Origin of the sequence: Modestobacter sp. Leaf380, assembly GCF_001424485.1 — a bacterium.
Lineage (GTDB): Bacteria > Actinomycetota > Actinomycetes > Mycobacteriales > Geodermatophilaceae > Klenkia.
This window is the reverse complement of the sequence record NZ_LMQC01000025.1, coordinates 49326-74451: the sequence shown is the minus strand read 5'-3', so window position 1 is coordinate 74451 and position 25126 is coordinate 49326. Positions and strand designations below refer to the sequence as shown.

The window sequence follows — 25126 nt, the reverse complement described above, 5'->3', positions numbered from 1 at the left end:
CTCCCGCACCAGCACCGACGCCACCCCACGCACCACCGAACGACAGGGACCCACATGGACCGGCTCGTCGTCCGCGGCGCCCGCGAGCACAACCTCAAGGACGTCCACCTCGACCTCCCCCGGGACGCGATGATCGTGTTCACCGGGCTCTCCGGCTCGGGCAAGTCGAGCCTGGCCTTCGACACGATCTTCGCCGAGGGACAGCGCCGCTACGTCGAGTCCCTGTCGGCCTACGCCCGGCAGTTCCTCGGCCAGATGGACAAGCCCGACGTCGACTTCATCGAGGGCCTGTCGCCCGCGGTGTCCATCGACCAGAAGTCGACCAACCGGAACCCCCGGTCGACCGTCGGCACCATCACCGAGGTCTACGACTACCTCCGCCTGCTGTACGCCCGCGCCGGCCAGCCGCACTGCCCCAACTGCGGCAAGCCGATCGCCCGGCAGACCCCGCAGCAGATCGTCGACCAGGTGCTGGAGATGACCGAGGGCACCCGCTTCCAGGTGCTCGCCCCCGTCGTCCGGGCCCGCAAGGGCGAGTACGTCGACCTGTTCAGCTCGCTGCAGACCCAGGGCTTCTCCCGGGTCCGGGTCGACGGCACCATCCACTCGCTGACCGAGCCGCCCAAGCTCAAGAAGCAGGAGAAGCACACGATCGAGGTGATCGTCGACCGGCTCACCGTCAAGGAGAGCGCCAAGCGCCGGCTCACCGACTCGGTCGAGACCGCGCTGGGGCTGGCCGGCGGGCTGGTCCTGCTGGACTTCGTCGACCTGGCCGAGGACGACCCCGAGCGCGAGCGCACCTTCTCCGAGCACCTGGCCTGCATCGACGACGGGCTGAGCTTCGAGGCGCTCGAGCCCCGCTCGTTCTCCTTCAACTCCCCGTTCGGCGCCTGCGCCGAGTGCACCGGCATCGGCACCCGCAAGGAGGTCGACCCCGAGCTCGTCGTCCCCGACCCGGAGAAGAGCCTGGGCGACGGCGCGATCGCCCCCTGGGCCGGCTCGATGAGCAACGAGTACTTCACCCGCCTGCTCACCGGCCTCTCGGACATGCTCGGCTTCTCGATGAAGACGCCTTGGGAGGAGCTCCCGGCCAAGATCCAGAAGGCCGTGCTGCACGGCTCCCCGGACCAGGTGCACGTCCGCTACAAGAACCGCTACGGCCGCGAGCGCAGCTACTACGCCGCCTTCGAGGGCGTGCTGCCGTTCCTGGAGCGCCGGCACGAGGACACCGACTCGGAGTTCATGCGGGACAAGTACGAGGGCTACATGCGCGACGTGCCCTGCCCGGTCTGCCACGGCACCCGGCTCAAGCCCGAGATCCTCGCCGTCAAGCTCGACGGCCGGTCCATCGCCGAGGTCACCGGTCTGTCCATCGGGGACGCCTCGGAGTGGCTGGACGCGCTCACCCTGGGCGAGCGCGAGCGGGCCATCGCCGACCGGGTGCTCAAGGAGATCCAGGCCCGCCTGTCGTTCCTGGTCTCCGTCGGGCTGGACTACCTGTCCCTGGACCGGCCGGCGGCGACACTGGCCGGCGGCGAGGCCCAGCGCATCCGGCTGGCCACCCAGATCGGCTCCGGCCTGGTCGGCGTCCTCTACGTCCTCGACGAGCCCTCCATCGGGCTGCACCAGCGGGACAACGTCCGGCTGATCGAGACCCTCGTCCGGCTCCGCGACATGGGGAACACCCTCATCGTCGTCGAGCACGACGAGGACACCATCAAGCAGGCCGACTGGATCGTCGACATCGGCCCGGGCGCCGGTGAGCACGGCGGCGAGGTCGTCGTGTCGGGCACCTACGAGGACCTGCTGGCCAGCGAGCGCTCGCTGACCGGCCAGTACCTGTCCGGCCGCAAGGAGATCACCATCCCCGCGGAACGGCGGTCGCGGACCCCGGGCCGTGAGCTCGTGGTCAAGGGCGCCCGCGAGCACAACCTGCGCGGCGTCGACGTGACCTTCCCGCTGGGCATGCTCGTCGCCGTCACCGGGGTGTCCGGGTCGGGCAAGTCCAGCCTGGTCAACGACATCCTCTACACGGTGCTGGCCAACCAGCTCAACCGTGCCCGGATGGTGCCGGGTCGTCACCGCACCATCACGGGCCTGGACCAGCTGGACAAGGTCGTCGGCGTCGACCAGTCGCCGATCGGCCGCACCCCGCGGTCCAACCCGGCCACCTACACCGGCGTCTGGGACGCGATCCGCAAGCTGTTCGCCTCCACCGAGGAGGCCAAGGTCCGCGGCTACCAGCCCGGCCGGTTCAGCTTCAACGTCAAGGGCGGGCGCTGCGAGGCGTGCTCCGGCGACGGGACGCTGAAGATCGAGATGAACTTCCTCCCCGACGTCTACGTGCCCTGCGAGGTCTGCAAGGGCGCCCGGTTCAACCGGGAGACCCTCGAGGTCCGCTACAAGGGCAAGACGGTCGCCGAGGTCCTGGACATGCCGATCGAGGAGGCCGCCGAGTTCTTCGCCCCGATCAACAGCATCGCCCGCTACCTGACCACGCTCACCGAGGTCGGTCTGGGCTACGTGCGTCTCGGCCAGCCCGCCACCACGCTGTCCGGTGGTGAGGCACAGCGGGTCAAGCTCGCCAGCGAGCTGCAGAAGCGGTCCAACGGCCGCACGATCTACGTCCTGGACGAGCCCACCACCGGGCTGCACTTCGAGGACATCCGCAAGCTGCTGCTGGTCATCCAGGGCCTGGTCGACAAGGGCAACTCGGTGATCGTCATCGAGCACAACCTGGACGTCATCAAGAGCGCCGACTGGCTGATCGACATGGGTCCCGAGGGCGGGTTCCGGGGCGGCACGGTCGTGGGGGAGGGCACCCCGGAGCTGATCGCCGGCATCCCGGAGAGCCACACCGGGCGCTTCCTCGCCGACATCCTGGACCCCGCCCGGGTCGAGGCCGCGGCCAAGAAGAAGCCCCGCAAGAAGGTCGCCGCGGCCCTGCCCGCGGCGACCGTCGACACCGCGGTGGTCACCGGCACCGTCGTCGGCTGACCGGTGCGGCGCGGGGACCGGTTGCGCACCGGTCCCCGCGCCGGTACCCCTCGACCATGACCTCCTCGCCCGACCCCGCCGCACCGCCGACGCCCAGCGAGCTGCCCGCCCTGCAGGGCGGCGACGGCACCCGGGTCCGCTACCGCCGGTGGCTGCCCACCGGTGACGTCCGGGCCACCCTGCAGGTCGTGCACGGCGCCTCCGAGCACAGCGGGCGCTACGAGCGGCTGGGCACCGCCCTGGCAGGGCGGGGCTACGCCGTCTACGCGATGGACCTGCGCGGGCACGGCCACACCGCGGAGTCCACCGGGGTGGGCCGGTTCGGCGGCGGCGCAGGGGTCCAGTCCGTCCTGGACGACGTCCTCGCCCTGCAGCTCCTCGCCCACGACGAGCAGCCCGGGGTGCCGCGGCTGCTTCTGGGCCACTCGATGGGCTCGATCATCGCGCTGGTCTCCGCCGAGCGGGACGGCGCCGGCCTGGCCGGCCTCGCGCTGTCCGGGCCGGTCGGCGTCGCACCCCAGCTGGCCGACCAGGTCACCGGGCTGGAGGCCGCCGTCGCCGCCGGCATGGGGGACCAGGCCCTGGACGCGCTCGGGGCGTTCAACGTGCCCTTCGAGCCGGCCCGCACCCCCTTCGACTGGCTGTCCCGCGACGAGGCCGAGGTCGACGCCTACATCGCCGACCCGCTGGCCGGCGACGAGGTGCCGCTGACGTACGCCTACGCCGCCGGGGTCTTCGGCGCCGCGGTCACCGGCCCGGGCACCGAGGGCCTGGCGCAGCTGCCCGACGGGCTGCCCGTGCTGCTGCTGTCCGGGTCCCGGGACCCCGTCGGGGGCGAGGACAGCGGCCAGGTCACCGCCCTGGCCGACCGCCTCACCGGGCGCGGCCTGCCGGTCGAGCAGCACGTCTACCCCGACGCCCGGCACGAGGTCTTCAACGAGACCAACCGGGACGACGTCGTCGCCGACCTGCTGACCTGGCTGGACGCCCGCACCGCCGGCTGAGGGGTCCGCGGGGCGGGAGGAGTGTCGGACCCGCGACCTACTGTGGAGGCATGCCCGACCCCTCCACGTACCGCCCCGCGGTCGGCAGCATCCCGGAGTCCCCGGGGGTCTACAAGTTCCGGGACCCGAACAGCCGCGTCATCTACGTCGGCAAGGCCAAGAGCCTCCGCCAGCGGCTGAACAGCTACTTCGCCGACATCGCCGGGCTCCACCCGCGCACCCGTCAGATGGTGACCACCGCCGCCAGCGTCGAGTGGACCGTCGTCGGCACCGAGGTCGAGGCGCTGCAGCTCGAGTACAACTGGATCAAGGAGTACGACCCCCGGTTCAACGTCCGCTACCGGGACGACAAGAGCTACCCCTCGCTGGCCGTGACCCTCAACGAGGAGTTCCCGCGGCTGCAGGTGATGCGCGGCCCCAAGCGCAAGGGCGTCCGCTACTTCGGCCCCTACGCGCACGCCTGGGCCATCCGGGAGACCCTCGACACGCTGACCCGGGTCTTCCCGGCGCGGACCTGCTCCAACGGCGTCTTCAAGCGGCACGGCCAGATCGGCCGGCCCTGCCTGCTGGGCTACATCGGCAAGTGCGCCGCCCCCTGCGTCGGCAAGGTCTCCGCCGAGGAGCACCGCGACATCGTCGACGACTTCTGCGACTTCATGGGCGGGCGGACCGAGCAGATCACCCGCCGCCTGGAGAAGCAGATGGCCTCGGCCGCCGAGGAGATGGAGTACGAGCGCGCCGCGCGCCTGCGCGACGACCTCGGTGCGCTGCGCCGCGCCCTGGAGAAGCAGGCCGTCGTGCTGGGCGACGGGACCGACGCCGACGTCGTCGCCTTCGCCCAGGACGAGCTGGAGGCAGCAGTGCAGGTCTTTCACGTCCGCGGCGGGCGGGTCCGCGGCCAGCGCGGCTGGATCATCGACAAGGTCGAGGACGTCGGCACCGGCCAGCTGGTCGAGCAGTTCCTGCTCCAGGTCTACGGCGGCGTCGACGAGCAGACCGGTGTCGGCGAGGCGGGGGAGGCCGTGCCGCGCGAGGTGCTGGTCCCCGAGCTGCCCGCCGAGGCCGACGTCTACGCCGAGCTGCTCAGCGAGCTGCGCGGCTCCCGGGTGTCGTTGCGGGTGCCCCAGCGCGGGGACAAGCGGGCGCTCATGGAGACCGTCGAGCGCAACGCCAAGGAGGCCTTCGCCCGGCACCGGGTGAAGCGCGCCGGGGACCTCACGGCCCGGTCCATGGCGCTGTCGGAGATCCAGGAGGCCCTGGACCTGCCCGAGGCGCCGCTGCGCATCGAGTGCATGGACGTCAGCCACGTGCAGGGCACCAACGTCGTGGCCAGCATGGTCGTCTTCGAGGACGGGCTGGCCAAGAAGTCGGACTACCGGCGCTTCCAGGTCGCCCAGGGCACCGACGACACCGCCGCCATGGCCGAGGTCGTCCGCCGCCGCTTCGCCCGGCACCTCAAGGACGAGGCCGACCGCAAGGACGAGCAGGGCGTCGCCGCCGAGGAGGGCCGGGCCCGCCGGTTCGCCTACCCGCCGAACCTGCTGGTCGTCGACGGTGGCCAGCCGCAGGTCGCCGCCGCCGCGCGCGCCATGTCCGAGCTCGGCGTCACCGACGTCGCCGTCTGCGGCCTGGCCAAGCGGATGGAGGAGGTCTGGTTGCCCGACGACCCCGACCCGGTCATCCTGCCGCGCACCTCGGAGGCGCTGTACCTGCTGCAGCGGGTCCGCGACGAGGCGCACCGCTTCGCGATCACCTACCACCGGCAGAAGCGGTCGGTCGGCATGCTCACCTCGCTGCTGGACGACGTCCCCGGGCTGGGGGACACCCGGCGCAAGGCGCTGATGAAGGAGTTCGGCTCGCTCAAGCGGCTGCGCGCGGCCAGCGTCGAGCAGCTCACCGCGGTGCCGGGCATCGGCCGCCGGACGGCGGAGGCCGTGCTGGCCGCCGTCGCGGACCCGGACGCCCCGGCGCCGGACGCCCCGGCACCGGGTCCCGCGGCCGACGTCCCGGTGGACGCTGGCGCCCTCGAGGACACCGCGGCCGGGCTCGCCGCCGACGGCGGTGACCCCGACGTCTTCCCCGACCGGGATGATGACCCGGCCACCGCCGGGACCACCAGCCCGCCGGACACCCCGCAGAGCACGCCGCAGACCGCCGGAGCCGCCCCGTGACGCACCCTGCACCGCCCGCCGACGCAACGCCCGCCGACCCGCTCGACCCCGCCGCGCAGGAGCCGGCCGTCCCGGCGGACGCCGAGCCGGCCCCGCTCGAGGTCGTCGTCGTCACCGGGCTGTCCGGGGCGGGCAAGAACTCGGCCGGCCGGGTGCTCGAGGACCTCGGCTTCTTCGTCGTGGACAACCTGCCACCGGCCCTGCTGGCGCCCATGGTGGAGCTGGGCTCGCGGGGGGACGTCCGCCGGTTCGCCGCCGTGGTCGACGTCCGCAGCCGGGCGTTCTCCAGCGACCTCACCGAGTCCATCCGCGCGCTCACCGATGCCGGGCACCGCCCGCGGGTGGTCTACGTGCACGCCCGCGACGAGGTGCTGGTCCGGCGCTACGAGTCCAACCGCCGCGAGCACCCGCTCCAGGGCTCCGGGCGGCTGTCCGACGGGATCGCCGCCGAGCGCGCGCTGCTGACCGGGATCGCCGGGGACGCCGACCTCTGGGTGGACACCTCCGACCTCAACGTGCACCAGCTCCGGGCCACCCTGGAGGCCGCCTTCGTCCGGGACGGCGCCGCTCCCGAGCTGACCGCCACCGTGCTGAGCTTCGGCTTCAAGTACGGCCTGCCGCTGGACGCGGACCTGGTCGTCGACGCCCGCTTCCTGCCCAACCCGCACTGGATCCCCGAGCTGCGCCCGCTCACCGGCCGGGACGCCCCGGTCCGGGACCACGTGCTGGGCTCGGCCGACGCCGGGGACTTCCTGGAGCGCTACATGCAGGTGCTCCGGCTGCTGGTGCCCGGCTACCAGCGCGAGGGCAAGCGCTACCTGACGCTGGCGGTGGGCTGCACCGGCGGCAAGCACCGCTCCGTGGCGATGGCCGAGGAGTTCGCCCGCCGGCTGTCCGGCGAGGGCGTCACCGCCGCCGCACGGCACCGCGACCTGGGGCGGGAGTAGGTGCCCCGGCACGGGTCCGGGGACGACGCCGAGCCGGTCGACCGGTCGGGTGCCGAGGGTGACGCGACAGCGCCGGGGTGGCCTGAGCGGCCGCGTGCGCTGACCCGGGCCGAGGCCCGCCGCGCCCGTCCCTCCGGCACAGCGCACGCGGGTGCCCCCGCCCCGGTGGCGGCGACGCCCGGCACCGGCTCCCGGCACGCGGCCACCGCCCCGGCCGGCCCCTCCGTGGTCGCCCTGGGTGGCGGGCACGGCCTGGCCAGCACGCTGGCCGGCTGGCTGCCGGTCGCCGGTGAGCTGACGGCCGTGGTGACCGTGGCCGACGACGGCGGCTCCTCTGGCCGGATCCGGCGGGAGATGCCGGTGCTGCCGCCCGGGGACCTGCGGATGGCGCTGGCGGCGCTGGCCGGCGAGGACCCGCACACCCGGGAGCTGACCTCGCTGCTCCAGCACCGGCTGGGTGGATCCGGCGTGCTGGCCGGGCACCCGGTGGGCAACCTGGTGCTCACCGGCCTGGTGGAGCTGCACGGCGGCGACACGGTCCGGGCGCTGGACACCCTGTGCCAGCTGCTGGGCGCCCGGGGCCGCGTGCTGCCGATGGCCGACGTCCCGCTGGACCTGGTGGCGATCGTCGACAGCGTCGACCCCGACGACCCGCAGCGCTCCCGGCACATCCGCGGCCAGGTCGCCATCGCCTCGAGCCCGGACCGGGTGCGGTCCATCCGGGTCACCCCCGCAGACCCGCCGGTGCACCCGGACGTGGTGGCGGCCATCGGCCGGGCCGACGTGGTCAGCCTGGGACCCGGGTCCTGGTACACCTCGGTCCTGCCACACCTGCTGGTGCCACGCCTGAAGGCCGCGCTGGCGGCCAGCCGGGCCCGGGTGGTGGTCGTGCTGAACCTGGAACCCCAGGCCGGCGAGACCGACGGGTTCTCCCCGGAGCAGCACCTGCGGGTCCTGCAGGCCCATCTGGACGGCGTGCCGTTGCACACGGTCATCGCCGATGCGGACGCGGTTGTTGACCGCCGTGGTCTGCTGTCGGCAGTACGGGAGTGCGGGGCCGACCTGGTCCTGACACCCGTGGCCGCACCGGACGGTGCGCCGCGTCACGACCCGGCACGGTTGTCCGAGGCGTTCGCCTCGGTCGTCGCGGCCGGTACCGGGGCGCGGTGACGGCGGACGACGCGGCCTCCGGGCCCGTGCGGCAGGATCGGGGGACGGCGCGGCACCGGGGACCGGTGTGCACGAGCTCGCTGGACGGGGACCGGGTGCGACCGCACCGGGTGCACCGGACGCACGGGACCGCGGTCGAGGGGGAGAGGGGTCGCACATGGCGATGACGGCGATGGTCAAGGACGAGCTCTCACGGGTGGAGTGCACGAAGACCTCCGAGCGCAAGGCCGAGGTCACCGCGCTGCTGCGGTTCTCCGGCGGCCTGCACATCGTGGGCGGACGGGTGGTCATCGAGGCCGAGCTCGACACCGGGTCGGTGGCCCGCCGCCTGCGGCGCGACATCAGCGAGGTCTACGGCTACACCAGCGGCGTGAGCGTGCTCGCCGGCGGCAACATCCGTCGCGGGGTGCGCTACCTGGTGCGGATCGCCAAGCACGGCGAGGGCCTGGCGCGGCAGACCGGCCTGGTGGACCAGCGGGGGCGTCCGGTCCGCGGACTGCCGCCGGCGGTCGTCTCCGGTGGTCTGAACGACGCCGAGGCAGCGTGGCGTGGGGCCTTCCTGGCGCACGGCTCGCTCACCGAGCCCGGCCGCTCGTCCTCCCTGGAGGTCACCTGCCCCGGTCCCGAGGCGGCCATGGCCCTGGTGGGGGCCGCCCGCCGGCTGGGGATCGCCGCCAAGGCCCGTGAGGTCCGCGGGGCCGACCGCGTCGTCGTGCGGGACGGCGACGCGATCAGCGCGCTGCTGACCCGGATGGGCGCGCACGAGACCGTGCTGGCCTGGGAGGAGCGGCGGATGCGCCGCGAGGTCCGGGCGACGGCCAACCGGCTGGCGAACTTCGACGACGCCAACCTGCGCCGCTCGGCGCGGGCCGCGGTCGCCGCGAGCGCCCGGGTGGAGCGCGCGCTGGAGATCCTGGCCGACGACGCCCCCGAGCACCTGCTGGTCGCCGGGCGGCTGCGGCTGGAGCACGGCCAGGCCTCGCTGGAGGAGCTGGGCCAGCGGGCCGACCCCCCGATGACCAAGGACGCCGTCGCGGGCCGCATCCGCCGCCTGCTGGCGATGGCGGACAAGCGGGCCAAGGACCTCGGCATCCCGGACACCGAGTCCGTCGTCACCGACGACATGATCGGTCCCTGAGCGCGCGTCCCACGATGGACGGCCGGTGGCCGGCGGGTGACCTCCCGGCGGCCCCGGCCCAGGAGACGTCTCGGACGTCCACCGGCCCGCTGACCTGCGGTGGGGCGGTGCCGCACTGCGGTGTCGGCAGGTCCCGCTAGGGTCGTCGGTGAGCGAGGCCGCACTCCCGCGCGGCCTCCCGCGAGAGCACCCCGTCGAGTCCGCAGAGGACTCGTCATCGACACCTCGGAGGTCGCAGTGACGGTACGTGTGGGCATCAACGGTTTCGGCCGGATCGGCCGCAACTTCTACCGGGCGGTCGCAGCCAGTGGTCAGGACGTCGAGATCGTGGCGGTCAACGACCTGACCAGCAACGACGTGCTGGCGCACCTGCTCAAGTACGACTCGGTCCTGGGCAAGTTCCCCGAGGAGGTCTCCTCGACCGCCGACGGCATCGTCGTCGGTGGCAAGACCATCACGGCCCTGGCCGAGCGCGACCCGGCCAACCTGCCCTGGGGCGACCTGGGCGTGGACGTCGTCATCGAGTCCACCGGCTTCTTCACCAAGGCCGCCGACGCGCGCAAGCACGTCGAGGCCGGCGCCAAGAAGGTCATCATCTCCGCGCCCGCCACCGACGACGACATCACCATCGTCATGGGCGCGAACCACGAGCTGTACGACGGCTCGCAGACGATCATCAGCAACGCCTCGTGCACCACGAACTGCCTGGCCCCGCTGGCCAAGGTGCTCAACGACTCCTTCGGCATCGAGCGTGGCCTGATGACCACGATCCACGCCTACACCGCCGACCAGAACCTGCAGGACGGCCCGCACAAGGACCTGCGTCGCGCCCGCGCCGCCGCGCTGAACATCGTCCCGACCTCCACCGGTGCGGCCAAGGCCATCGGCCTGGTCCTCCCGGAGCTCAAGGGCAAGCTCGACGGCTACGCGCTGCGCGTCCCGGTCCCGACCGGCTCGGCCACCGACCTCACCGTCACGCTGTCCCGCGAGGTCACCGTCGAGGAGGTCAACGCCGCCTACAAGGCCGCGGCCGACGGCCCGCTGGCCCCGTACCTGGTCTACACCGACGCCCCGATCGTGTCCTCGGACATCGTCACCGACCCGGCCTCGTGCATCTACGACTCGGGCCTGACCAAGGTCTTCGGCAACCAGGTCAAGGTCGTCGGCTGGTACGACAACGAGTGGGGCTACTCCAACCGCCTCGTGGACCTGACCGCGCTGGTGGGCTCGAAGCTCTGATGGGCGCACCCATGCGCACCGTCGACGAGTTGATCGCCGAGGGCGTCCGGGGCAAGCGCGTCTTCCTGCGCGCCGACCTCAACGTCCCCCTCGACGACTCCACGGGCGACCCGGTCATCACCGACGACGGTCGGATCCAGGCCAGCCTGCCCACGCTGCAGGCGCTCCGCGACGCCGGCGCCCGCGTCGTCGTCGCGGCGCACCTGGGCCGGCCGAAGGGCGCACCGGACCCCCGGTACTCCCTGGCGCCGGTCGCGGCCCGGCTCTCCGAGCTGCTCGGCGTCCCGGTCCCGCTGGCGGCCGACACCGCCGGTCCCGGCGCCGAGGCCGCTGCGGCGGCCCTGACCGACGGTGACGTCTGCCTGCTGGAGAACGTCCGCTTCGAGGCGGGCGAGACCAGCAAGGACGACGACGCCCGGGGTGCCCTGGCCGACCGGTTCGCCGCGCTGGCCGAGCTGTACGTGGACGACGCCTTCGGCGCCGTGCACCGCAAGCACGCGTCGGTGTACGACGTGGCGACCCGGCTCCCGCACGCGGCCGGTCGGCTGGTCGCCCGCGAGCTGGAGGTGCTGACCCGCCTGACCGAGGAGCCGCAGCGCCCCTACGTCGTGGTGCTCGGTGGGTCCAAGGTCAGCGACAAGCTGGCCGTCATCGAGGCCATGCTGCCCAAGGTGGACAAGCTCCTGGTCGGTGGCGGCATGTGCTTCACCTTCCTGGCCGCCCAGGGCCACGGGGTGGGCGACTCGCTGCTGGAGGCCGACCAGGTCGACACCTGCAAGCGCCTGCTGGAGTCCGCCGGGGACAAGATCGTGCTCCCGGTCGACGTCGTCTGTGCCGAGGCGCTCGTCGCCGACGCCCAGGTGAAGGTGGCGCTCGTGGAGGGCATCCCGGACGGGCTCAAGGGCCTGGACGTGGGCCCCCGCACCGTCGAGCTGTTCGCCGGCCACCTGGCCGACGCGCACACCGTGTTCTGGAACGGCCCGATGGGCGTGTTCGAGCTGGCGCCCTTCACCGCGGGCACCCGGGGCGTGGCGACCGCGGTCGCCGGCGTCGACGGGCTGTCGGTGGTCGGTGGTGGCGACTCCGCCGCCGCGGTCCGGCAGCTGGGTCTGGACGAGGAGTCCTACGGCCACATCAGCACCGGTGGCGGGGCCTCGCTGGAGTTCCTGGAGGGCCGGGAGCTCCCGGGCCTGGCCGTCCTGGCCGACGGGGCGGGCGCCTGATGGCCCGCACCAAAGCCGGGAAGGTCTACGAGGGGCGCCGCCCGCTCATCGCCGGCAACTGGAAGATGCACCTGACCCACCTGGAGGCCATCGGCCTGGTGCAGAAGGTCGCCTTCACGTTGAAGGAGCCCGAGCTCGAGGCCGCCGAGGTCGTCGTCGTCCCGCCGTTCACGGCGCTGCGCAGCGTGCAGACGCTCGTGCAGGGCGACAAGCTGGAGATCGGCTTCGGCGCCCAGGACCTGTCCACCCAGGACTCGGGTGCCTACACCGGCGAGGTCAGCGGTTCCCAGCTGGCCGCGCTGGGCTGCACCTACGTCGTGGTCGGGCACTCCGAGCGCCGGGCCCTGCACGCCGAGACCGACGAGGTCGTGGCGAGCAAGGTCCGCAAGGCGCTGGACCACGGCCTGGTGCCGATCCTGTGCGTGGGGGAGGGGCTCGACGTCCGCAAGGCCGGCGAGCACGTCCCGCACACCACCGCCCAGGTCGACGCCGCGCTCGAGGGCCTGGACGCGGCCACGGTCGCCGGCATCGTCATCGCCTACGAGCCCGTGTGGGCCATCGGCACCGGCGAGGTCGCGACCCCCGACGACGCGCAGGAGGTGTGCGGGGCCATCCGGGCCCGGCTCGCCGAGCGTCATGGCCGGGAGACGGCGGACGTCGTCCGTATCCTCTACGGGGGTTCGGTGAAGGCGGGCAACACCGCCGGCATCCTCGCCGGACCGGACGTCGACGGGGCACTGGTCGGTGGCGCGAGCCTGGACGCCGACGAGTTCTCCTCGATCTGCCGCACCGCAGCCGAGAGCCGCTGACCCGTCGCCGGGTGGCCGGCCAGCCACCCGGAGGACCGAGTCACCCGTGAGAGCCCGCACCACCAGCACGCACCGCAGCCCCGGGACGGGGCTGTCGGACGGCACCCCGACGGGGCGTCGCACCGGGACCCCCGGTGCGGCGCCCCGTCGTCGTGCGGCGCCGGGCCGGCTGGTGGTCGCGGTCCTGCTGCTGCTGGCCCTGGTCGCCGGGTGCAGCGCCGACGGTGAGCCGGACGCGGCGGTGCCCACCCAGAGCGGGGCCGCCGACGGCGGGCTCGACGGGGTCCGGGCACCCTCCGACGAGCGCGGCGGCACGCTGCGTCTGGTGACCAGCCAGGTCGACAGCCTGGACCCCCAGCGTTCCTACGTGCCGGGCGTGTGGAACCTGATGCGGCTCTACGTCCGCACCCTGGTCACGTACTCCTCCGAACCCGGCCGCACCGACGAGCTGGTCCCGGACCTGGCCACCGACCTGGGCAGCAGCCCCGACGGCGGGGTGACCTGGACGTTCACCCTGCGTCCGGGCAGCACCTTCGAGACCGGCCGGCCGATCACCAGCCGCGACCTCAAGTACGGCATCGAGCGGTCCTTCGCCGTGGACGTGGTCAGCGGGGGACCCAACGACGTGCTGGACCTGCTGGACCCGACCAGCCAGTACGCCGGCCCCTACCAGGACGAGACGCCGGACAAGCTGGGACTGGCCTCCATCGCCACCCCCGACGACGCCACGATCGTCTTCACGCTGTCCCGGCCCTACCCGGACTTCCCGTTCGTGCTGGCGCTGCCGTCCTCCAGCCCGGTGCCGATCGAGGCCGACACCGGGGCCGACTACGGCAACGACCCGGTGTCGTCGGGTCCCTACGCCCTCACCTCGGTGGACGCCCAGACCGGCATCGTGCTGGACCGCAACGCGGCCTGGGACCAGGCCAGCGACCCGGTGCGCACGGCCCTGCCCGACCAGGTCGTGGTGCGCACCGGGATGACCGGCCTCGAGCGGGACCAGGCCCTGCTGGCCGGGTCCGCGGACGCAGACCTGTCCGGCAGCGGGGTGCAGGAGGCGACCACCACCCGGTTCGGCGACGGCACGGGGGACGACGGGCTCACCGACCGGGTCGACGACCTGACCACGGGCTCCATCCGGGTCCTGTCGATGCCGACGACGGTGGCGCCGATGACCGACCCGTCCTGCCGGGCAGCGGTGGCCGCCGCCGTCGACCGGGTCGCGGTGCAGGAGGCGCTGGGTGGGTCCGGTGGCGCCGTCCGCACCTCCCAGCTGTGGCCCCGGGTGCTCGCCGGCGCTCCGGAGGACCCCGACCCGGCCGCCGACCCCGACGCCGCCCGGACCGCGCTGGCAGCGTGCGGACAGCCCGACGGCTTCCCGGTGACGATGGCCGTGGCCGACGTGCCGATGAGCCTGGCGGTCGCCGACTCCCTGGTCACCGCGCTCGCCGAGGTCGGCATCGTGGTCACCCTGGCCCCGCTGGACCCGACGACCTACTACTCCACCGGCATCGGGCTGCCCGCGGCGGTCAGCGGCGCCGGCTACGGCCTGGTGCTGGCCATCTACGGTGCGGACTTCCCGACCCCGGCGTCGTTCCTGCGCCCGCTGGTCGACGGCCGGGCGATCCAGACCACCGCCGGCAACGCCAACTACGCGCTGCTCGACGACCCCGGGGTCAACGCCGCCATCGACGCCGCGGTCGCGGCGCCGGACCCGGCTGCCGCCCTCGATGCCTGGCGTCAGGTCGCGCAGCTCGCGCAGGCCACCGCCGCCTACGTGCCGCTGGCGGAGAACCGGGTGCAGCTGCTGGCCGGTCAGCGGCTGCGCAACGGGGTCGTCATGCAGCCCTTCGGCGGATACGACGTGGCGACGGTGGGCGTCGGCGACGACTGACCGCGTCGGCCGGCAGGGGAGCGGGCCGGACGTCCGTTAGGCTGACGAGTCGAGTGGCCCGGCGTCCGACGGACCCGAGCCCGACTCCCCGCCCGACCCCGGGGTGACAGACGGACCCCGTGCGCAACGGGACAGGAGATGACCGTGATCGAGATCGTGCTCAACGTGCTGCTCACCCTCACCAGCCTGCTGCTGATCGTGCTGATCCTGCTGCACCGCGGCAAGGGCGGCGGCCTCTCCTCGATGTTCGGTGGCGCCGCGTCGTCGTCGCTGTCGGGGTCCTCCGTGGTGGAGAAGAACCTCAACCGGCTGACCGTCTTCACCGGCGCCGTGTGGACCGTCTGCATCGTCGCGCTGGGCATCCTGCTCAAGGTCTGAGTGCACCACCCGCCCCACCTGCAGAAACGGCACGGATCCGTCCCATCGCCTGCCATCCGGTCGCACACCACGCGTCTGACCAGCGGGAACAGTGACCGGACGGTGACCTGAGCGTCGCCTGAGAGCCCTAGACTGCGGCCCAACGGTGGTCTCGGGGGTCGCCGTCCGGTGTCGGGTTCGATGGCAGGGGGCGTTCGTGGCTGGTGGAAACGCGATCCGGGGCAGCCGGGTCGGGGCGGGTCCGATGGGCGAGTCGGAGCGGGGTGAGTCCGCGCCACGCACCCGGGTCGTCTTCTGGTGCGCGAACAAGCACGACACCCGCATCGCGTTCGCGTGCGACGTCGAGGTCCCCGAGACCTGGGACTGCCCGCGCTGTGGGCTCCCCGCCGGACAGGACGAGGCGAACCCGCCGCCGGCCCCCCGCAACGAGCCCTACAAGACGCACCTGGCCTACGTGCGGGAACGCCGCTCGGACGCCGACGGCGACGCCCTCCTCGAGGAGGCGCTCACCCGGCTCCGGGCCCGCCGCGGCGCCTGAGCCGCGGACGCCACCGGCCCGGCACCCCTCGGGGGTGCCGGGCCGGTGCTGTGTCAGCGGGGCAGCTGGGAGGCGGCGTCGGCGTCCAGCAGCCAGCGGGTGGCCCGGGTGCCGTGCACCCCGGCCGCGGGGAGCTCCACGCCGCTCAGACCACCGGTGAGCGCACGCCCGACGGCCTCGGCCTTGCCCTCACCGGAGACCAGCAGCCAGACCTCCTCGGCCGCGTTGATCGCCGCGAAGCCCAGGCTGACCCGGGTCGGCGGCGGCTTCGGGCAGTCCCGCACGGCGACGACGGTCCGGCTGTCGGTGGCCGCGGGGGAGTCGGGGAAGATCGAGGCCACGTGGCCCTCAGGCCCCATGCCCAGCATCAGCACGTCGATACGGGGCGGCCCGCCGTCACCGGACGCGGCCAGCTCGTCGGCGTAGGCCGCAGCGGCCTCCTCCGGCTCGGCGAAGCCCGCGTCGGAGGCCGGGATGGCGTGCACCCGCCCGGCAGGCACCCCGACGACGTCCAGCAGCGCCGCCCGGGCGCCCTTCTCGTTGCGCTCGTCGTCGTCGGCGGGCACCCAGCGCTCGTCGCCCCACCAGACGTCGACCGCCGTCCAGTCGACGACCGAGGCCTCGGGCTCGACGGCCAGGGCGGCCACCTCGCGGAGCACCGCGGTGCCGATGCCGCCACCGGTCAGCACCACCGAGGCGCTGCCGTGCACGGCCTGGGCGGCGGCCAAGCGGGCCACCAGGGCCGAGGCGACCGCACGCGCCAGCCGGTCGGCGTCGGGCTCGACGACCACGTCGGGCGTGGGCAGGCCGGCTGCCTCCAGGGCGTCGTCGACCTGCTCGCCGGGGGACTCCTGGCTCACGACTGCGCCTGCGCCGTGTCGTCCGGGGCCGGGACGTCCGACGGGGAGTCGTCGCCGCCGTCGTCGTCGCCGGTGGTGCCGGTCTGGGCGACCTCGTCGTCCTCGGTGGAGTCGTCGGGCACCTGCGGGGCGGGCGGACCGGCCGGCCGCATCGGGTCGAACCACCGGTGCTCCCGGGTGGCCGGGCGGTCGGCCAGGCCGGTGACGCCGGTGGCCGCCTCGAGTGCCTCGCGGTAGGGCTCGTCGGTGTCCAGCCGGCGCATCTCCTCACCCAGGAGCTCGCCGAGACTGCGCTTGGGCAGGGCCACCGTGGAGTCCGGCCGGAAGGGCTGGCTGATGACGACGCCGCCCTTGCGGTCGTCCTGCAGCCGCACCTCCTCGTCGCGGTCCAGCCGCAGCACGATGGTGTCGATGCCCTTGGACCCGGTCCTGCGGGGGCCGGGCTCGATGTCCACGGCGCAACCGCAGCGCGAGCTCAGCCAGCCGGCCACCAGCTGCGCGGTCGGGTTCTCCGGGTCGCCGACCAGGTGGCCGCCGAGCACCTGCACGGCGTCGCCCCGGCGGCCCACGACGGCGTCCAGGGTGGAGGCCAGCGCGGAGCGCCACGGGGTGCTGCGGGTCCAGGCCAGGTCGGTGTCCCCGGGCGTGAAGTCCTCGGCCCGGGCTCGCAGCGCGGCCAGGGCGTCCTCGGCCATCGCGCTGTCGGTGACCCGACGGCCGGCGATGACGCCCAGGGCGTCGGTCTCGATCCGGTCCGGCGGTGCCGCGTGCCACCAGGTGACGACGGGGGCGTCGGCGGCCAGCAGCGGCAGGACGACGGACTCGGCGTGCAGGCCCAGCCGGCCGTACATGCGCATGACCACGGCCTCACCGGGGCCCAGGCGCCCGCCGATGAGCACCTCGGCGTCCAGCCGGGGGGACGGCGCGGCGACCTGGCGGCGCACGACGACCAGCAGCCGGCACGGGTGCACCTCGGCGGCGGCCGCGGCGGCCGCCTCGGCCTCGATGACCCGGTCCTCGTCGGCGATGACCACCAGGGTCAGGGCGACCCCGCTCATCACCGCGCCGCCGGTGCGGCGCTGGGCAGCGAGCTCCTTGACGATGGCCGAGCCGTTGGTGTCCCACAGGGTGCTCATGAGCTGGTCTCCAGGCAGGGGGCGGTGGGGGTCACGGTCGCCGCCAGGCGCGGCCCTCGGAGGCCAGCATCTCCTCGGCGGCCCGCGGGCCCCACTCGCCGGCGCGGTAGGAGAACGGGGTGGTGTCGGCCCAGTACTCCTCCAACGGGTCGATGACGGCCCAGGAGGCCTCGACCTCGGCGTTGCGCGGGAAGAGCGTGGCGTCACCGAGCAGCACGTCCAGCAGCAGCCGCTCGTAGGCCTCCGGGGAGGCCTCGGTGAACTGCTCGCCGTAGAGGAAGTCCATCGACACGTCGCGGACCTCCATCACGCTGCCGGGCACCTTCGAGCCGAACTTCAGCGTCACGCCCTCGTCGGGCTGCACCCGGATGACGAGCTGGTTGTGGCCCAGCTCCTCGGTGTCGGTGGGCGCGAAGGGCAGGTGCGGGGCGCGCTGGAAGCTCAGCGCGATCTCGGTGACCCGGCGGGGGAGGCGCTTGCCGGTGCGCAGGTAGAACGGCACCCCGGCCCAGCGGCGGGTCTCGACGCCGAGGCGGACGGCGGCGTAGGTCTCGGTGGTCGAGTCCTCGCTGACGCCCTTCTCCTGGCGGTAGCCGGTGGCCCGCTGGCCGGCCAGCCAGCCCTGCTCGTACTGCCCGCGGACGGCGAAGCGCGCCATGTCCTTGGGCACCGAGATGGCCCGCAGCACCTTGAGCTTCTCGGTGCGGATCTCTTCGGCGGAGAACTCGACCGGCTCCTCCATGGCGGTGAGGGCCAGCAGCTGCAGCAGGTGGTTCTGCAGCACGTCGCGGGCGGCGCCGGTGCGCTCGTAGAACTCGGCCCGGCCCCCGATGCCGACGTCCTCGGCCATGGTGATCTGCACGGAGTCGACGTGCGCGCCGTTCCAGACCGGCTCGAAGAGGGTGTTGGCGAAGCGCAGGGCCAGCAGGTTCTGCACCGTCTCCTTGCCCAGGTAGTGGTCGATGCGGAAGACGTCGTCGGCGGTGAAGACCGAGTCGACGAGCTGGTTGAGCTCCCGGCTGGAGGGCAGGTCGGTGCCGAACGGCTTCTCCACGACCACCCGGCGCCAGCGCTCAGGGGTGCTCGTGGCCATGCCCGTGCGCTCCATCTGCTTGAGCACGACGGGGAACAGGCTGGGCGGGATGGAGAGGTAGAACGCGGCGTTGCCGCCGATGCCGTGGCTGCCCTCGAGCTCGCCGAGGGTGCTGGCCAGCTCGTCGAAGGCCACGTCGTCGTCGAAGGAGCCCTGGATGAACCGGACCGAGTTGGCCAGCCGCTCCCAGACCTCCTCGCGCCACGGGGTGCGGGCGTGCTCCTGGGCGGCCGAGCGGGACAGCTCGGCGAAGTCGACGTCGTCCCAGTCGCGGCGGGCGAAGCCCAGCAGCGCGAAGTTGGTGGGGAGCAGGCCGCGGTTGGCGAGGTCGTAGACCGCCGGCAGCAGCTTCTTGCGGGCCAGGTCTCCGGTGATGCCGAAGACGACCAGGGCGCAGGGTTCCGGGACCCGGGGCAACCGCCGGTCCCTCGGGTCACGCAACGGGTTGGTGGTCATCTGTCCCTCGGGTGTGACGGTGTGGGGGCGGTGCAGGCGAGGGGCCGACGCGGCGGTGCGTCGGCCCCTCCGGGTCCTACTTCTTGTCCTGCAGCTGCTCCTGGACGGAGGTGGTGAGCTCGTCCCAGGCGTCGTTGAACTTCTGCACGGCCTCGTCCTCCAGGACGCGGAAGACGTCGTCGAGGTCGATGCCGGCGTCGGTGACCGACTGCAGCACCGCGGCGGCGTCGGTGTAGGTCCCGGTGACCGGGCGGCCCACCTGACCGTGGTCGGCGAAGGCCTGCATCGTCTTCTCCGGCATGGTGTTCACCGTGTCGGGGGCGGCGAGCTCGGAGAGGTACAGCGTGTCGCTGTAGTCGGGGTTCTTGACCCCGGTCGAGGCCCACAGCGGGCGCTGCTTGCTCGCCCCGCGCGCCTCGAGCGCCTTCCACCGGTCGGAGGAGAACACCTCCTCGTAGGCCTGGTAGGCCAGCTGCGCGTTGGCGACGCCGGCCTTGCCCTTGAGGGAGGCGTCGGCACCGGCGTCGTCCAGGCGCTTGTCGATCTCGGTGTCCACCCGGGACACGAAGAAGGACGCGACGCTCTCGATGCCCTCGAAGGACGCCTCGGGGTCCTCGGCGCGCTTCTCCAGGCCGGCCAGGTAGGCCTCCATGACGGCCTTGTAGCGGTCCAGGCTGAAGATCAGCGTGACGTTGACGCTGATCCCGTTGGCGATCGTCTCGGTGATGGCCGGCAGGCCCTCGACGGTGGCCGGGATCTTGATGAACAGGTTCGGCCGGTCGACCAGCCACCACAGGTGGGCGGCCTCGGCGGCGGTGGCGTCGGTCTCGTGGGCCAGCCCGGGGGCGACCTCGAGGGAGACGCGGCCGTCGCGGCCGGTGCGCTGGGCGACCGGGGCGAGCAGGTCGCAGGCGTCGCGGACGTCGGCGGCGGTGATGGTGCGCAGCGCCTCCTCGACGCTGACCCCGCGGACGGCCATGGCGTGCAGCTGGTCGTCGTAGGACTCCGAGCCGCTGATGGCGGCGGCGAAGATCGAGGGGTTCGTGGTGACGCCGACGACGGAGTGCTCGTCGACGAGCTGCTGCAGGTTGCCGCTGCGGATCCGGTCGCGGGACAGGTCGTCCAGCCACACGGCGACGCCGGCCTCGGACAGGCTCGCCAGGTTCTCGTTCTGGGTCATGGGGTGTGCCTTCTCTCCGGTCGGGCGGGCCCCCGCGCGGGGGCCCGCCGCTGACTCACGGGTGGTGGGGTGCGGCCTACTGGTCGGCGGTGCGGGTGTGCAGGCCGCCGACGACGTCGGAACCCGACGCCGGGCCGGGGTTGCCGGCAGCTGCCTGGATGCTCTCGCGGGCTGCCGCCACGACGGCCTCCGCGGTGAGGCCGAACTCCTCGTAGAGCTTCGTGTACGGCGCGCTGGCGCCGTAGTGGTCCAGGGCGATGATCCGGCCGGCGTCGCCGACGAACTCGCGCCAGCCCATGGCGATCGCGGCCTCGATGCTGACCCGGGCCCGGACGGACGGCGGGAAGACCTCGTCGCGGTAGGACTGGTCCTGCTCGGCGAACCACTCCTGGCACGGGATGGACACGACCCGGGTCGGGGTGCCCGCGGCCTCCAGCTGCTCACGGGCGGCGACGGCGATCTGCACCTCGGACCCGGTGCTCATCAGGATCACCTCGGGGGTGCCCGAGCTGGCCTCGGCCAGCACGTAGGCGCCCTTGGCGGTGCCCTCGGCCGAGCCGAACTCCGAGCGGTCCACGATCGGCAGGTTCTGCCGGGACAGGATGATGCCGGCGGGCCGGTCGTCGTGCTCGAGGATCGTGCGCCAGGCGACGGCGGTCTCATTGGCGTCCGCCGGGCGGACGACGTCCAGGCCGATGATCGCCCGCAGCGCGGCCAGGTGCTCGATCGGCTGGTGCGTCGGGCCGTCCTCGCCCAGGCCGATGGAGTCGTGCGTCCAGACGTAGGTGACCGGCAGCTGCATGAGCGCGGCGAGCCGGACGGCGGGTCGCATGTAGTCCGAGAACGTCAGGAACGTGCCGCCGTAGACGCGGGTGCCGCCGTGCAGCGCGATGCCGTTCATGATCGAGCCCATGGCGTGCTCGCGGATGCCGAAGTGCAGCGTGCGGCCGTAGGGGCCACCGCTCCACATCTTGGTCTGGTGCACCGAGGGCAGGAACGAGGGCTCGCCCTCCACGGCGGTGTTGTTGGACTCGGCCAGGTCGGCCGACCCGCCCCACAGCTCGGGCAGCGCCGGGTAGATCGCGGCCAGCACGGCACCGGAGGCCTTGCGGGTCGCCATGCCCTTGGGGTCGGCGTCGAAGGTCGGCAGCGCGTCGGCCCAGCCCTCGGGGAGGGTGCGGGTCGTCATCCGGTCGAAGAGCGCGGCCTGGTCGGCGTTGGCCGATCGCCAGGCGTCGAAGCGGGGCTGCCACTGCGCACGTGCGGCCTGCCCGCGCTCGATGACGCGGCGGGTGTGCGCGATGACCTCGTCGGAGACCTCGAAGGTCTGCTCCGGGTCGAAGCCGAGGATCCGCTTGGTCGCGGCGACCTCGTCGTCCCCGAGTGCCGAGCCGTGCGCGGCGCCGGTGTTCTGCTTGTTCGGCGCGGGCCAGGCCAGCACCGTGCGCATGACGATGAGCGAGGGACGGCCGGTCTCGGCCTTCGCGGCGGTGAGCGCGGCGTCCAGCGCGGCCAGGTCCTCGCCGTCGGCGACGTGCTGCACGTGCCAGCCGTAGGCCTCGTAGCGCATGCCGACGTCCTCGGTGAAGGCGACGGTGGTGTCGTCCTCGATCGAGATCTTGTTGTCGTCGTAGACCACGACGAGGTTGCCCAGCTGCTGCGTGCCGGCCAGCGAGGACGCCTCGCCGGAGATGCCCTCCTCCATGTCACCGTCGGAGGCGATGGCCCAGACGGTGTGGTCGAACAGGCTCTCGGCGGAGGGATCGGTCGTCGGGTCCCAGATGCCGCGCTCGCGGCGGGCGGCCATGGCCATGCCGACCGCGTTGCCGACGCCCTGGCCCAGCGGGCCCGTGGTCGTCTCGACGCCGGTGGTGTGGCCGACCTCGGGGTGGCCCGGGGTCTTCGAGCCCCAGGTGCGCAGCGCCTTCAGGTCGTCGAGCTCCAGGCCGTAGCCGGAGAAGTAGAGCTGGGTGTACAGCGTCAGCGCGGTGTGCCCGGGGGAGAGCACGAAGCGGTCGCGGGCGACCCAGTTCGGCTCCGACGGGTCGTGTGCGATGTGCTTCTGGAAGAGCAGGTAGGCCAGCGGGGCCAGGCTCATCGCGGTGCCGGGGTGGCCGTTGCCGGTCTTCTGCACGGCGTCCATGGCGAGCACCCGGGCGGTGTCGATGGCCCTGCGGTCCAGGTCGGTGAAGCCCTCGGGCAGCGTGGGGTTCGGCTGCGCGGGGGACCCCGTGGGGCTGTCGGAGGCGGCCTCTGCCGGTGCCTCGGACTCGGTGCTCTTGTCTGCCATCTGGCTCGTGCTCCTCGGGGTCGGTCGTGCGTCGGACCGTCCGGAGGCGTCGGTGGTGCCGCCGCTCCGGGCGGACGACGGTGCGTGGTCGGCGGGTGGTCTCCCCGCGCCCGCCCGCCCCGTCGTCGGGGAGGAGGGCGGCGTCGTCGTCGGCATCGTCGCCGACCTGGGCCCTACCCGCTGCGCACGCAGCATCAACGTGTCGAGCCTAGTGGTAGCGGGGTGTTCCCGAGGTGTTCCCGGGCTACCATGGGGTGAACCCCCGCCCCCGGCCGAAGTGGTTGGATCCTCCCGTGCTGACCTGCCGACCGAGCGTCTGCGGGCGCCCCGCGTCCGGGGTCTCCCGGTGACGGCCGTCGCCGAGCGCCGCACCACCGCGCTCCGGACGTCGCCGCTGGCCCTCGTCGGTGCCTACGTCTCGCTGACCAAGCCCAAGCTGGTCGAGCTGCTGCTGGTCACCACGCTGCCGGCGATGATGCTGGCCGACCGCGGCTGGCCGGGCACGGGTCTCGTCGTCGCCACGCTGGTGGGCGGGATGCTGGCCGCGGGCGCGGCCAACACGATCAACTGCTGGTACGACCGCGACATCGACCGCCTGATGTCGCGCACCCGCAGCCGGCCCATCCCCAGCGGGGTGATCAGCCCGCGCGCGGCGCTGACCTTCGGGGTGCTGCTGGCCTGGGTGTCCCTGGTGGTGCTGGGCGTGTTCACCACGCCGCTGGCCACCGCGCTCACCGCCGGGGCCGTGCTGGCCTACTCGGTGCTCTACACGATGGTCCTCAAGCGCCGGACCAAGCACAACACCGTCGTCGGGGGCTTCCCCGGCGCCGCCCCGGTGCTCATCGGCTGGGCCGCGGTCACCGGCTCGCTGGACTGGCCGGCCGTCGTCTTCTTCGCGATCGTCTTCTGCTGGCAGATGCCGCACTTCTACGCGCTGGCCAGCCGCTACCGCTACGACTACTTCCGCGCCGGCGTCCCGATGCTCACGGTGACCGACGGGGCGGTGACCGTGGGCCGCCACTCGGTCGTGTGGGCGTGGGCCACGTTGGCCGTCTCGCTGCCCCTGGTGTGGGTGACCCCGGGCCTGGGCGTCATCACGCTGGTCGCCCTCGTCGCGCTGGGCCTGTGGTTCGTGGCCGAGTCCCACGCCTGGCTCAACCGGATCCGGGCCGGCGGCCCGGACCGCCCGATGCGGCTGTTCTCGGTGTCGATCACGCACATGACCCTGCTGTCCATCGCGCTGGCCGTCGACGTCCTGCTCTGACCTCACGGTCGCCCTGCACCCTCCCGCACGTCTCCCCGCGCACCTCGTGGCGCGGCCGACGACAGGACGGGCTCGGACCGCTGCCGCACCCGGCAGGAGGCACCCGGGTCCGGCCGTCGAGTGACAGCTGGGCGTGGACCCGTCGGCCGGTGGTCCACGCTCACGTGTCACTCGCCGCACGAGACCCGGGGGCGGGCCCGGCGATCTGCCGACCGACGGCTGAGGGGGCGTCCGACGGGTGTCGGCGCCCCCTCAGGAGTCACTCGGTGGGGCGCGCGGCCCCGTGGGTCAGCGCGCGGCGGCGAACGGCTCGGCGGGCGCGTCGACCGGCAGTTCGGACGCCGGCCCGCGGACGGCCCACAGCAGCCGGGCGGTGTAGGCCGAGATGAGCACGGCGCCGGCCATGTGGAGGAGCACCAGCACGACGGGCAGGTCGGTGAAGTACTGCACGTAGCCGATGACGCCCTGGGCCAGCTCGACCACCAGCAGGTCGCGGGCGGCCCGGCGGACCCGACCGGGGGAGTCGGTGGCGTACAGCGCGACCAGCAGCGCGACGGTGAGCCCGATCAGCAGGAAGACGACGTCGGCGTGCAGCTGGCTGACCAGCTCGGCGTCCAGGCCGGTGCGGCCGGCGTCGGGGTCACCGCTGTGCGGACCGGAACCGGTGACGACGGTGCCGAACACCTGGACCGCGGCGACCGTGGCGGCGATGCCGGTGACCAGCAGTGCGATGGGACGCCGGACCAGCAGCTGGCCCACGCCCGGTTCCCGGGACCGCAGCCACAGCGTGGTCGCCACGGCCACCAGGACCATGGACAGCAGGAAGTGCGCGGCCACCGTCCACGGGTTCAGCCCGGTGAGCACGGTGACCCCGCCGAGCAGGGCCTGCGCGGGGATGCCCAGGAAGCTGGCCACCGCCCACCTCCGCAGCTCGCGCCGGGCCGAGCGCCACACCACGACGACGGTCGCGATGGCGATGACGGCGACGACGAAGGTCAGCAGCCGGTTGCCGAACTCGATCAGGCCGTGGCCGGCGAGCTCGGGGGTCGGGGCGATGGAGCCGTCGGTGCACTCGGGCCAGGTCGGGCAGCCGAGGCCGGATCCGGTGAGCCGGACGGCGCCCCCGGTGACCACGATGAGCCCGTTGGCGACGACGTTGGCGAGCGCGACGCGGCTGACGACGGCAGAGGAGACCGGCACGGACCCAGCGTAGGTGGCCGTCGGGGGCAGGCCGTGTTCGCCGGTGGCGAAGCGGGGAAGGTCACCCCCTGCGTGAGCGCTGTGTCCGGCAGCGCAGGGCACCCGGGGCGACGGCCCCGGACCGGCCCCCGCGGCGCAC

General features: G+C 73.5%; 19 protein-coding genes. 13 read left to right on the top strand and 6 right to left on the bottom strand.

Features of this window, described 5'->3' with window-relative positions; all coding sequences use genetic code 11:
* Window positions 1-54 precede the first annotated feature (54 nt).
* From uvrA to ASG41_RS22190, 12 genes are all read left to right on the top strand, one after another.
* Window positions 55-2997 (top strand): excinuclease ABC subunit UvrA, encoded by a 2943-nt coding sequence (gene uvrA, locus ASG41_RS22245; protein ID WP_056300952.1) that lies wholly within the window; start codon window positions 55-57, stop codon window positions 2995-2997.
* 56 nt (window positions 2998-3053) lie between these two features.
* On the top strand, window positions 3054-4001 hold the full coding sequence (locus tag ASG41_RS22240; protein WP_082557244.1) for an alpha/beta fold hydrolase: 948 nt from the start codon (window positions 3054-3056) through the stop codon (window positions 3999-4001).
* A gap of 50 nt (window positions 4002-4051) precedes the next feature.
* Window positions 4052-6172, top strand: coding sequence for an excinuclease ABC subunit UvrC (gene uvrC, locus ASG41_RS22235; RefSeq protein ID WP_082557243.1), 2121 nt, complete (start codon window positions 4052-4054; stop codon window positions 6170-6172).
* Window positions 6169-7119, top strand: a complete 951-nt coding sequence (gene rapZ, locus ASG41_RS22230) for an RNase adapter RapZ (protein WP_056300948.1) — start codon at window positions 6169-6171, stop codon at window positions 7117-7119. The genes uvrC and rapZ overlap by 4 nt, the downstream gene beginning before the upstream one ends.
* A 165-nt stretch (window positions 7120-7284) precedes the next feature.
* Window positions 7285-8289, top strand: coding sequence for a uridine diphosphate-N-acetylglucosamine-binding protein YvcK (gene yvcK / locus ASG41_RS22225; protein WP_056301238.1), 1005 nt, complete (start codon window positions 7285-7287; stop codon window positions 8287-8289).
* 157 nt (window positions 8290-8446) lie between these two features.
* Entirely contained in the window at window positions 8447-9427 is a 981-nt protein-coding gene (whiA, locus tag ASG41_RS22220) for a DNA-binding protein WhiA (protein WP_056300945.1), read from the top strand.
* Between the two features lie 237 nt (window positions 9428-9664).
* Window positions 9665-10666, top strand: a complete 1002-nt coding sequence (gene gap, locus ASG41_RS22215) for a type I glyceraldehyde-3-phosphate dehydrogenase (protein WP_056300941.1) — start codon at window positions 9665-9667, stop codon at window positions 10664-10666.
* Window positions 10667-10677: 11 nt separating this feature from the next.
* Complete coding sequence (gene pgk, locus ASG41_RS22210; protein ID WP_056301235.1) at window positions 10678-11889, top strand: phosphoglycerate kinase; 1212 nt, start codon at window positions 10678-10680, stop codon at window positions 11887-11889.
* Complete coding sequence (gene tpiA / locus ASG41_RS22205; protein ID WP_056300938.1) at window positions 11889-12698, top strand: triose-phosphate isomerase; 810 nt, start codon at window positions 11889-11891, stop codon at window positions 12696-12698. Before pgk ends, tpiA begins: the two co-directional genes overlap by 1 nt.
* Before the next feature lie 46 nt (window positions 12699-12744).
* The gene (locus ASG41_RS22200) at window positions 12745-14592 is read left to right on the top strand and encodes an ABC transporter substrate-binding protein (RefSeq protein ID WP_235565014.1); all 1848 of its coding nucleotides are present in this window, start codon (window positions 12745-12747) and stop codon (window positions 14590-14592) included.
* A gap of 138 nt (window positions 14593-14730) precedes the next feature.
* A complete protein-coding gene (gene secG, locus ASG41_RS22195) occupies window positions 14731-14970 on the top strand; it encodes a preprotein translocase subunit SecG (RefSeq protein WP_235565013.1) in 240 nt (79 codons plus the stop codon).
* A gap of 196 nt (window positions 14971-15166) precedes the next feature.
* Complete coding sequence (locus tag ASG41_RS22190; protein ID WP_082557242.1) at window positions 15167-15508, top strand: RNA polymerase-binding protein RbpA; 342 nt, start codon at window positions 15167-15169, stop codon at window positions 15506-15508.
* Window positions 15509-15561: 53 nt separating this feature from the next.
* Here the strand turns inward: ASG41_RS22190 and pgl are convergent, their stop codons facing one another.
* The 5 genes from pgl to tkt all read right to left on the bottom strand — a co-directional run bounded on the left by pgl (window position 15562) and on the right by tkt (window position 22523).
* On the bottom strand, window positions 15562-16368 hold the full coding sequence (pgl, locus tag ASG41_RS22185; protein WP_082557241.1) for a 6-phosphogluconolactonase: 807 nt from the start codon (window positions 16366-16368) through the stop codon (window positions 15562-15564).
* The gene (locus ASG41_RS22180; RefSeq protein WP_082557240.1) at window positions 16365-17504 is read right to left on the bottom strand and encodes a glucose-6-phosphate dehydrogenase assembly protein OpcA; all 1140 of its coding nucleotides are present in this window, start codon (window positions 17502-17504) and stop codon (window positions 16365-16367) included. The genes pgl and ASG41_RS22180 overlap by 4 nt, the downstream gene beginning before the upstream one ends.
* A 31-nt stretch (window positions 17505-17535) precedes the next feature.
* The gene (gene zwf / locus ASG41_RS22175; protein ID WP_056300932.1) at window positions 17536-19053 is read right to left on the bottom strand and encodes a glucose-6-phosphate dehydrogenase; all 1518 of its coding nucleotides are present in this window, start codon (window positions 19051-19053) and stop codon (window positions 17536-17538) included.
* Window positions 19054-19129: 76 nt separating this feature from the next.
* Window positions 19130-20233, bottom strand: coding sequence for a transaldolase (gene tal / locus ASG41_RS22170; protein WP_056300922.1), 1104 nt, complete (start codon window positions 20231-20233; stop codon window positions 19130-19132).
* 76 nt (window positions 20234-20309) lie between these two features.
* Complete coding sequence (gene tkt, locus ASG41_RS22165; protein WP_056300919.1) at window positions 20310-22523, bottom strand: transketolase; 2214 nt, start codon at window positions 22521-22523, stop codon at window positions 20310-20312.
* A gap of 346 nt (window positions 22524-22869) precedes the next feature.
* Between tkt and ASG41_RS22160 the strand changes: the two genes are divergently transcribed.
* A complete protein-coding gene (locus ASG41_RS22160) occupies window positions 22870-23787 on the top strand; it encodes a heme o synthase (protein WP_056300916.1) in 918 nt (305 codons plus the stop codon).
* Between the two features lie 288 nt (window positions 23788-24075).
* On the opposite strand, the gene ASG41_RS22155 is transcribed toward ASG41_RS22160, so the two are convergent.
* Window positions 24076-24987, bottom strand: a complete 912-nt coding sequence (locus ASG41_RS22155; RefSeq protein WP_056300913.1) for a heme A synthase — start codon at window positions 24985-24987, stop codon at window positions 24076-24078.
* Window positions 24988-25126: the final 139 nt, after the last annotated feature.

What these genes read in the sequence shown, in the direction of transcription:
- pgk (WP_056301235.1), top strand. Translation starts at nt 10,678, where the DNA reads ATGCGCACCGTCGACGAGTTGATCGCCGAGGGCGTCCGGGGCAAGCGC.
- tkt (WP_056300919.1), bottom strand. Translation starts at nt 22,523, where the DNA reads ATGGCAGACAAGAGCACCGAGTCCGAGGCACCGGCAGAGGCCGCCTCC.
- zwf (WP_056300932.1), bottom strand. Translation starts at nt 19,053, where the DNA reads ATGACCACCAACCCGTTGCGTGACCCGAGGGACCGGCGGTTGCCCCGG.
- ASG41_RS22180 (WP_082557240.1), bottom strand. Translation starts at nt 17,504, where the DNA reads ATGAGCACCCTGTGGGACACCAACGGCTCGGCCATCGTCAAGGAGCTC.
- tal (WP_056300922.1), bottom strand. Translation starts at nt 20,233, where the DNA reads ATGACCCAGAACGAGAACCTGGCGAGCCTGTCCGAGGCCGGCGTCGCC.
- uvrC (WP_082557243.1), top strand. Translation starts at nt 4,052, where the DNA reads ATGCCCGACCCCTCCACGTACCGCCCCGCGGTCGGCAGCATCCCGGAG.
- whiA (WP_056300945.1), top strand. Translation starts at nt 8,447, where the DNA reads ATGGCGATGACGGCGATGGTCAAGGACGAGCTCTCACGGGTGGAGTGC.
- ASG41_RS22240 (WP_082557244.1), top strand. Translation starts at nt 3,054, where the DNA reads ATGACCTCCTCGCCCGACCCCGCCGCACCGCCGACGCCCAGCGAGCTG.
- tpiA (WP_056300938.1), top strand. Translation starts at nt 11,889, where the DNA reads ATGGCCCGCACCAAAGCCGGGAAGGTCTACGAGGGGCGCCGCCCGCTC.
- uvrA (WP_056300952.1), top strand. Translation starts at nt 55, where the DNA reads ATGGACCGGCTCGTCGTCCGCGGCGCCCGCGAGCACAACCTCAAGGAC.
- secG (WP_235565013.1), top strand. Translation starts at nt 14,731, where the DNA reads ATGACCGTGATCGAGATCGTGCTCAACGTGCTGCTCACCCTCACCAGC.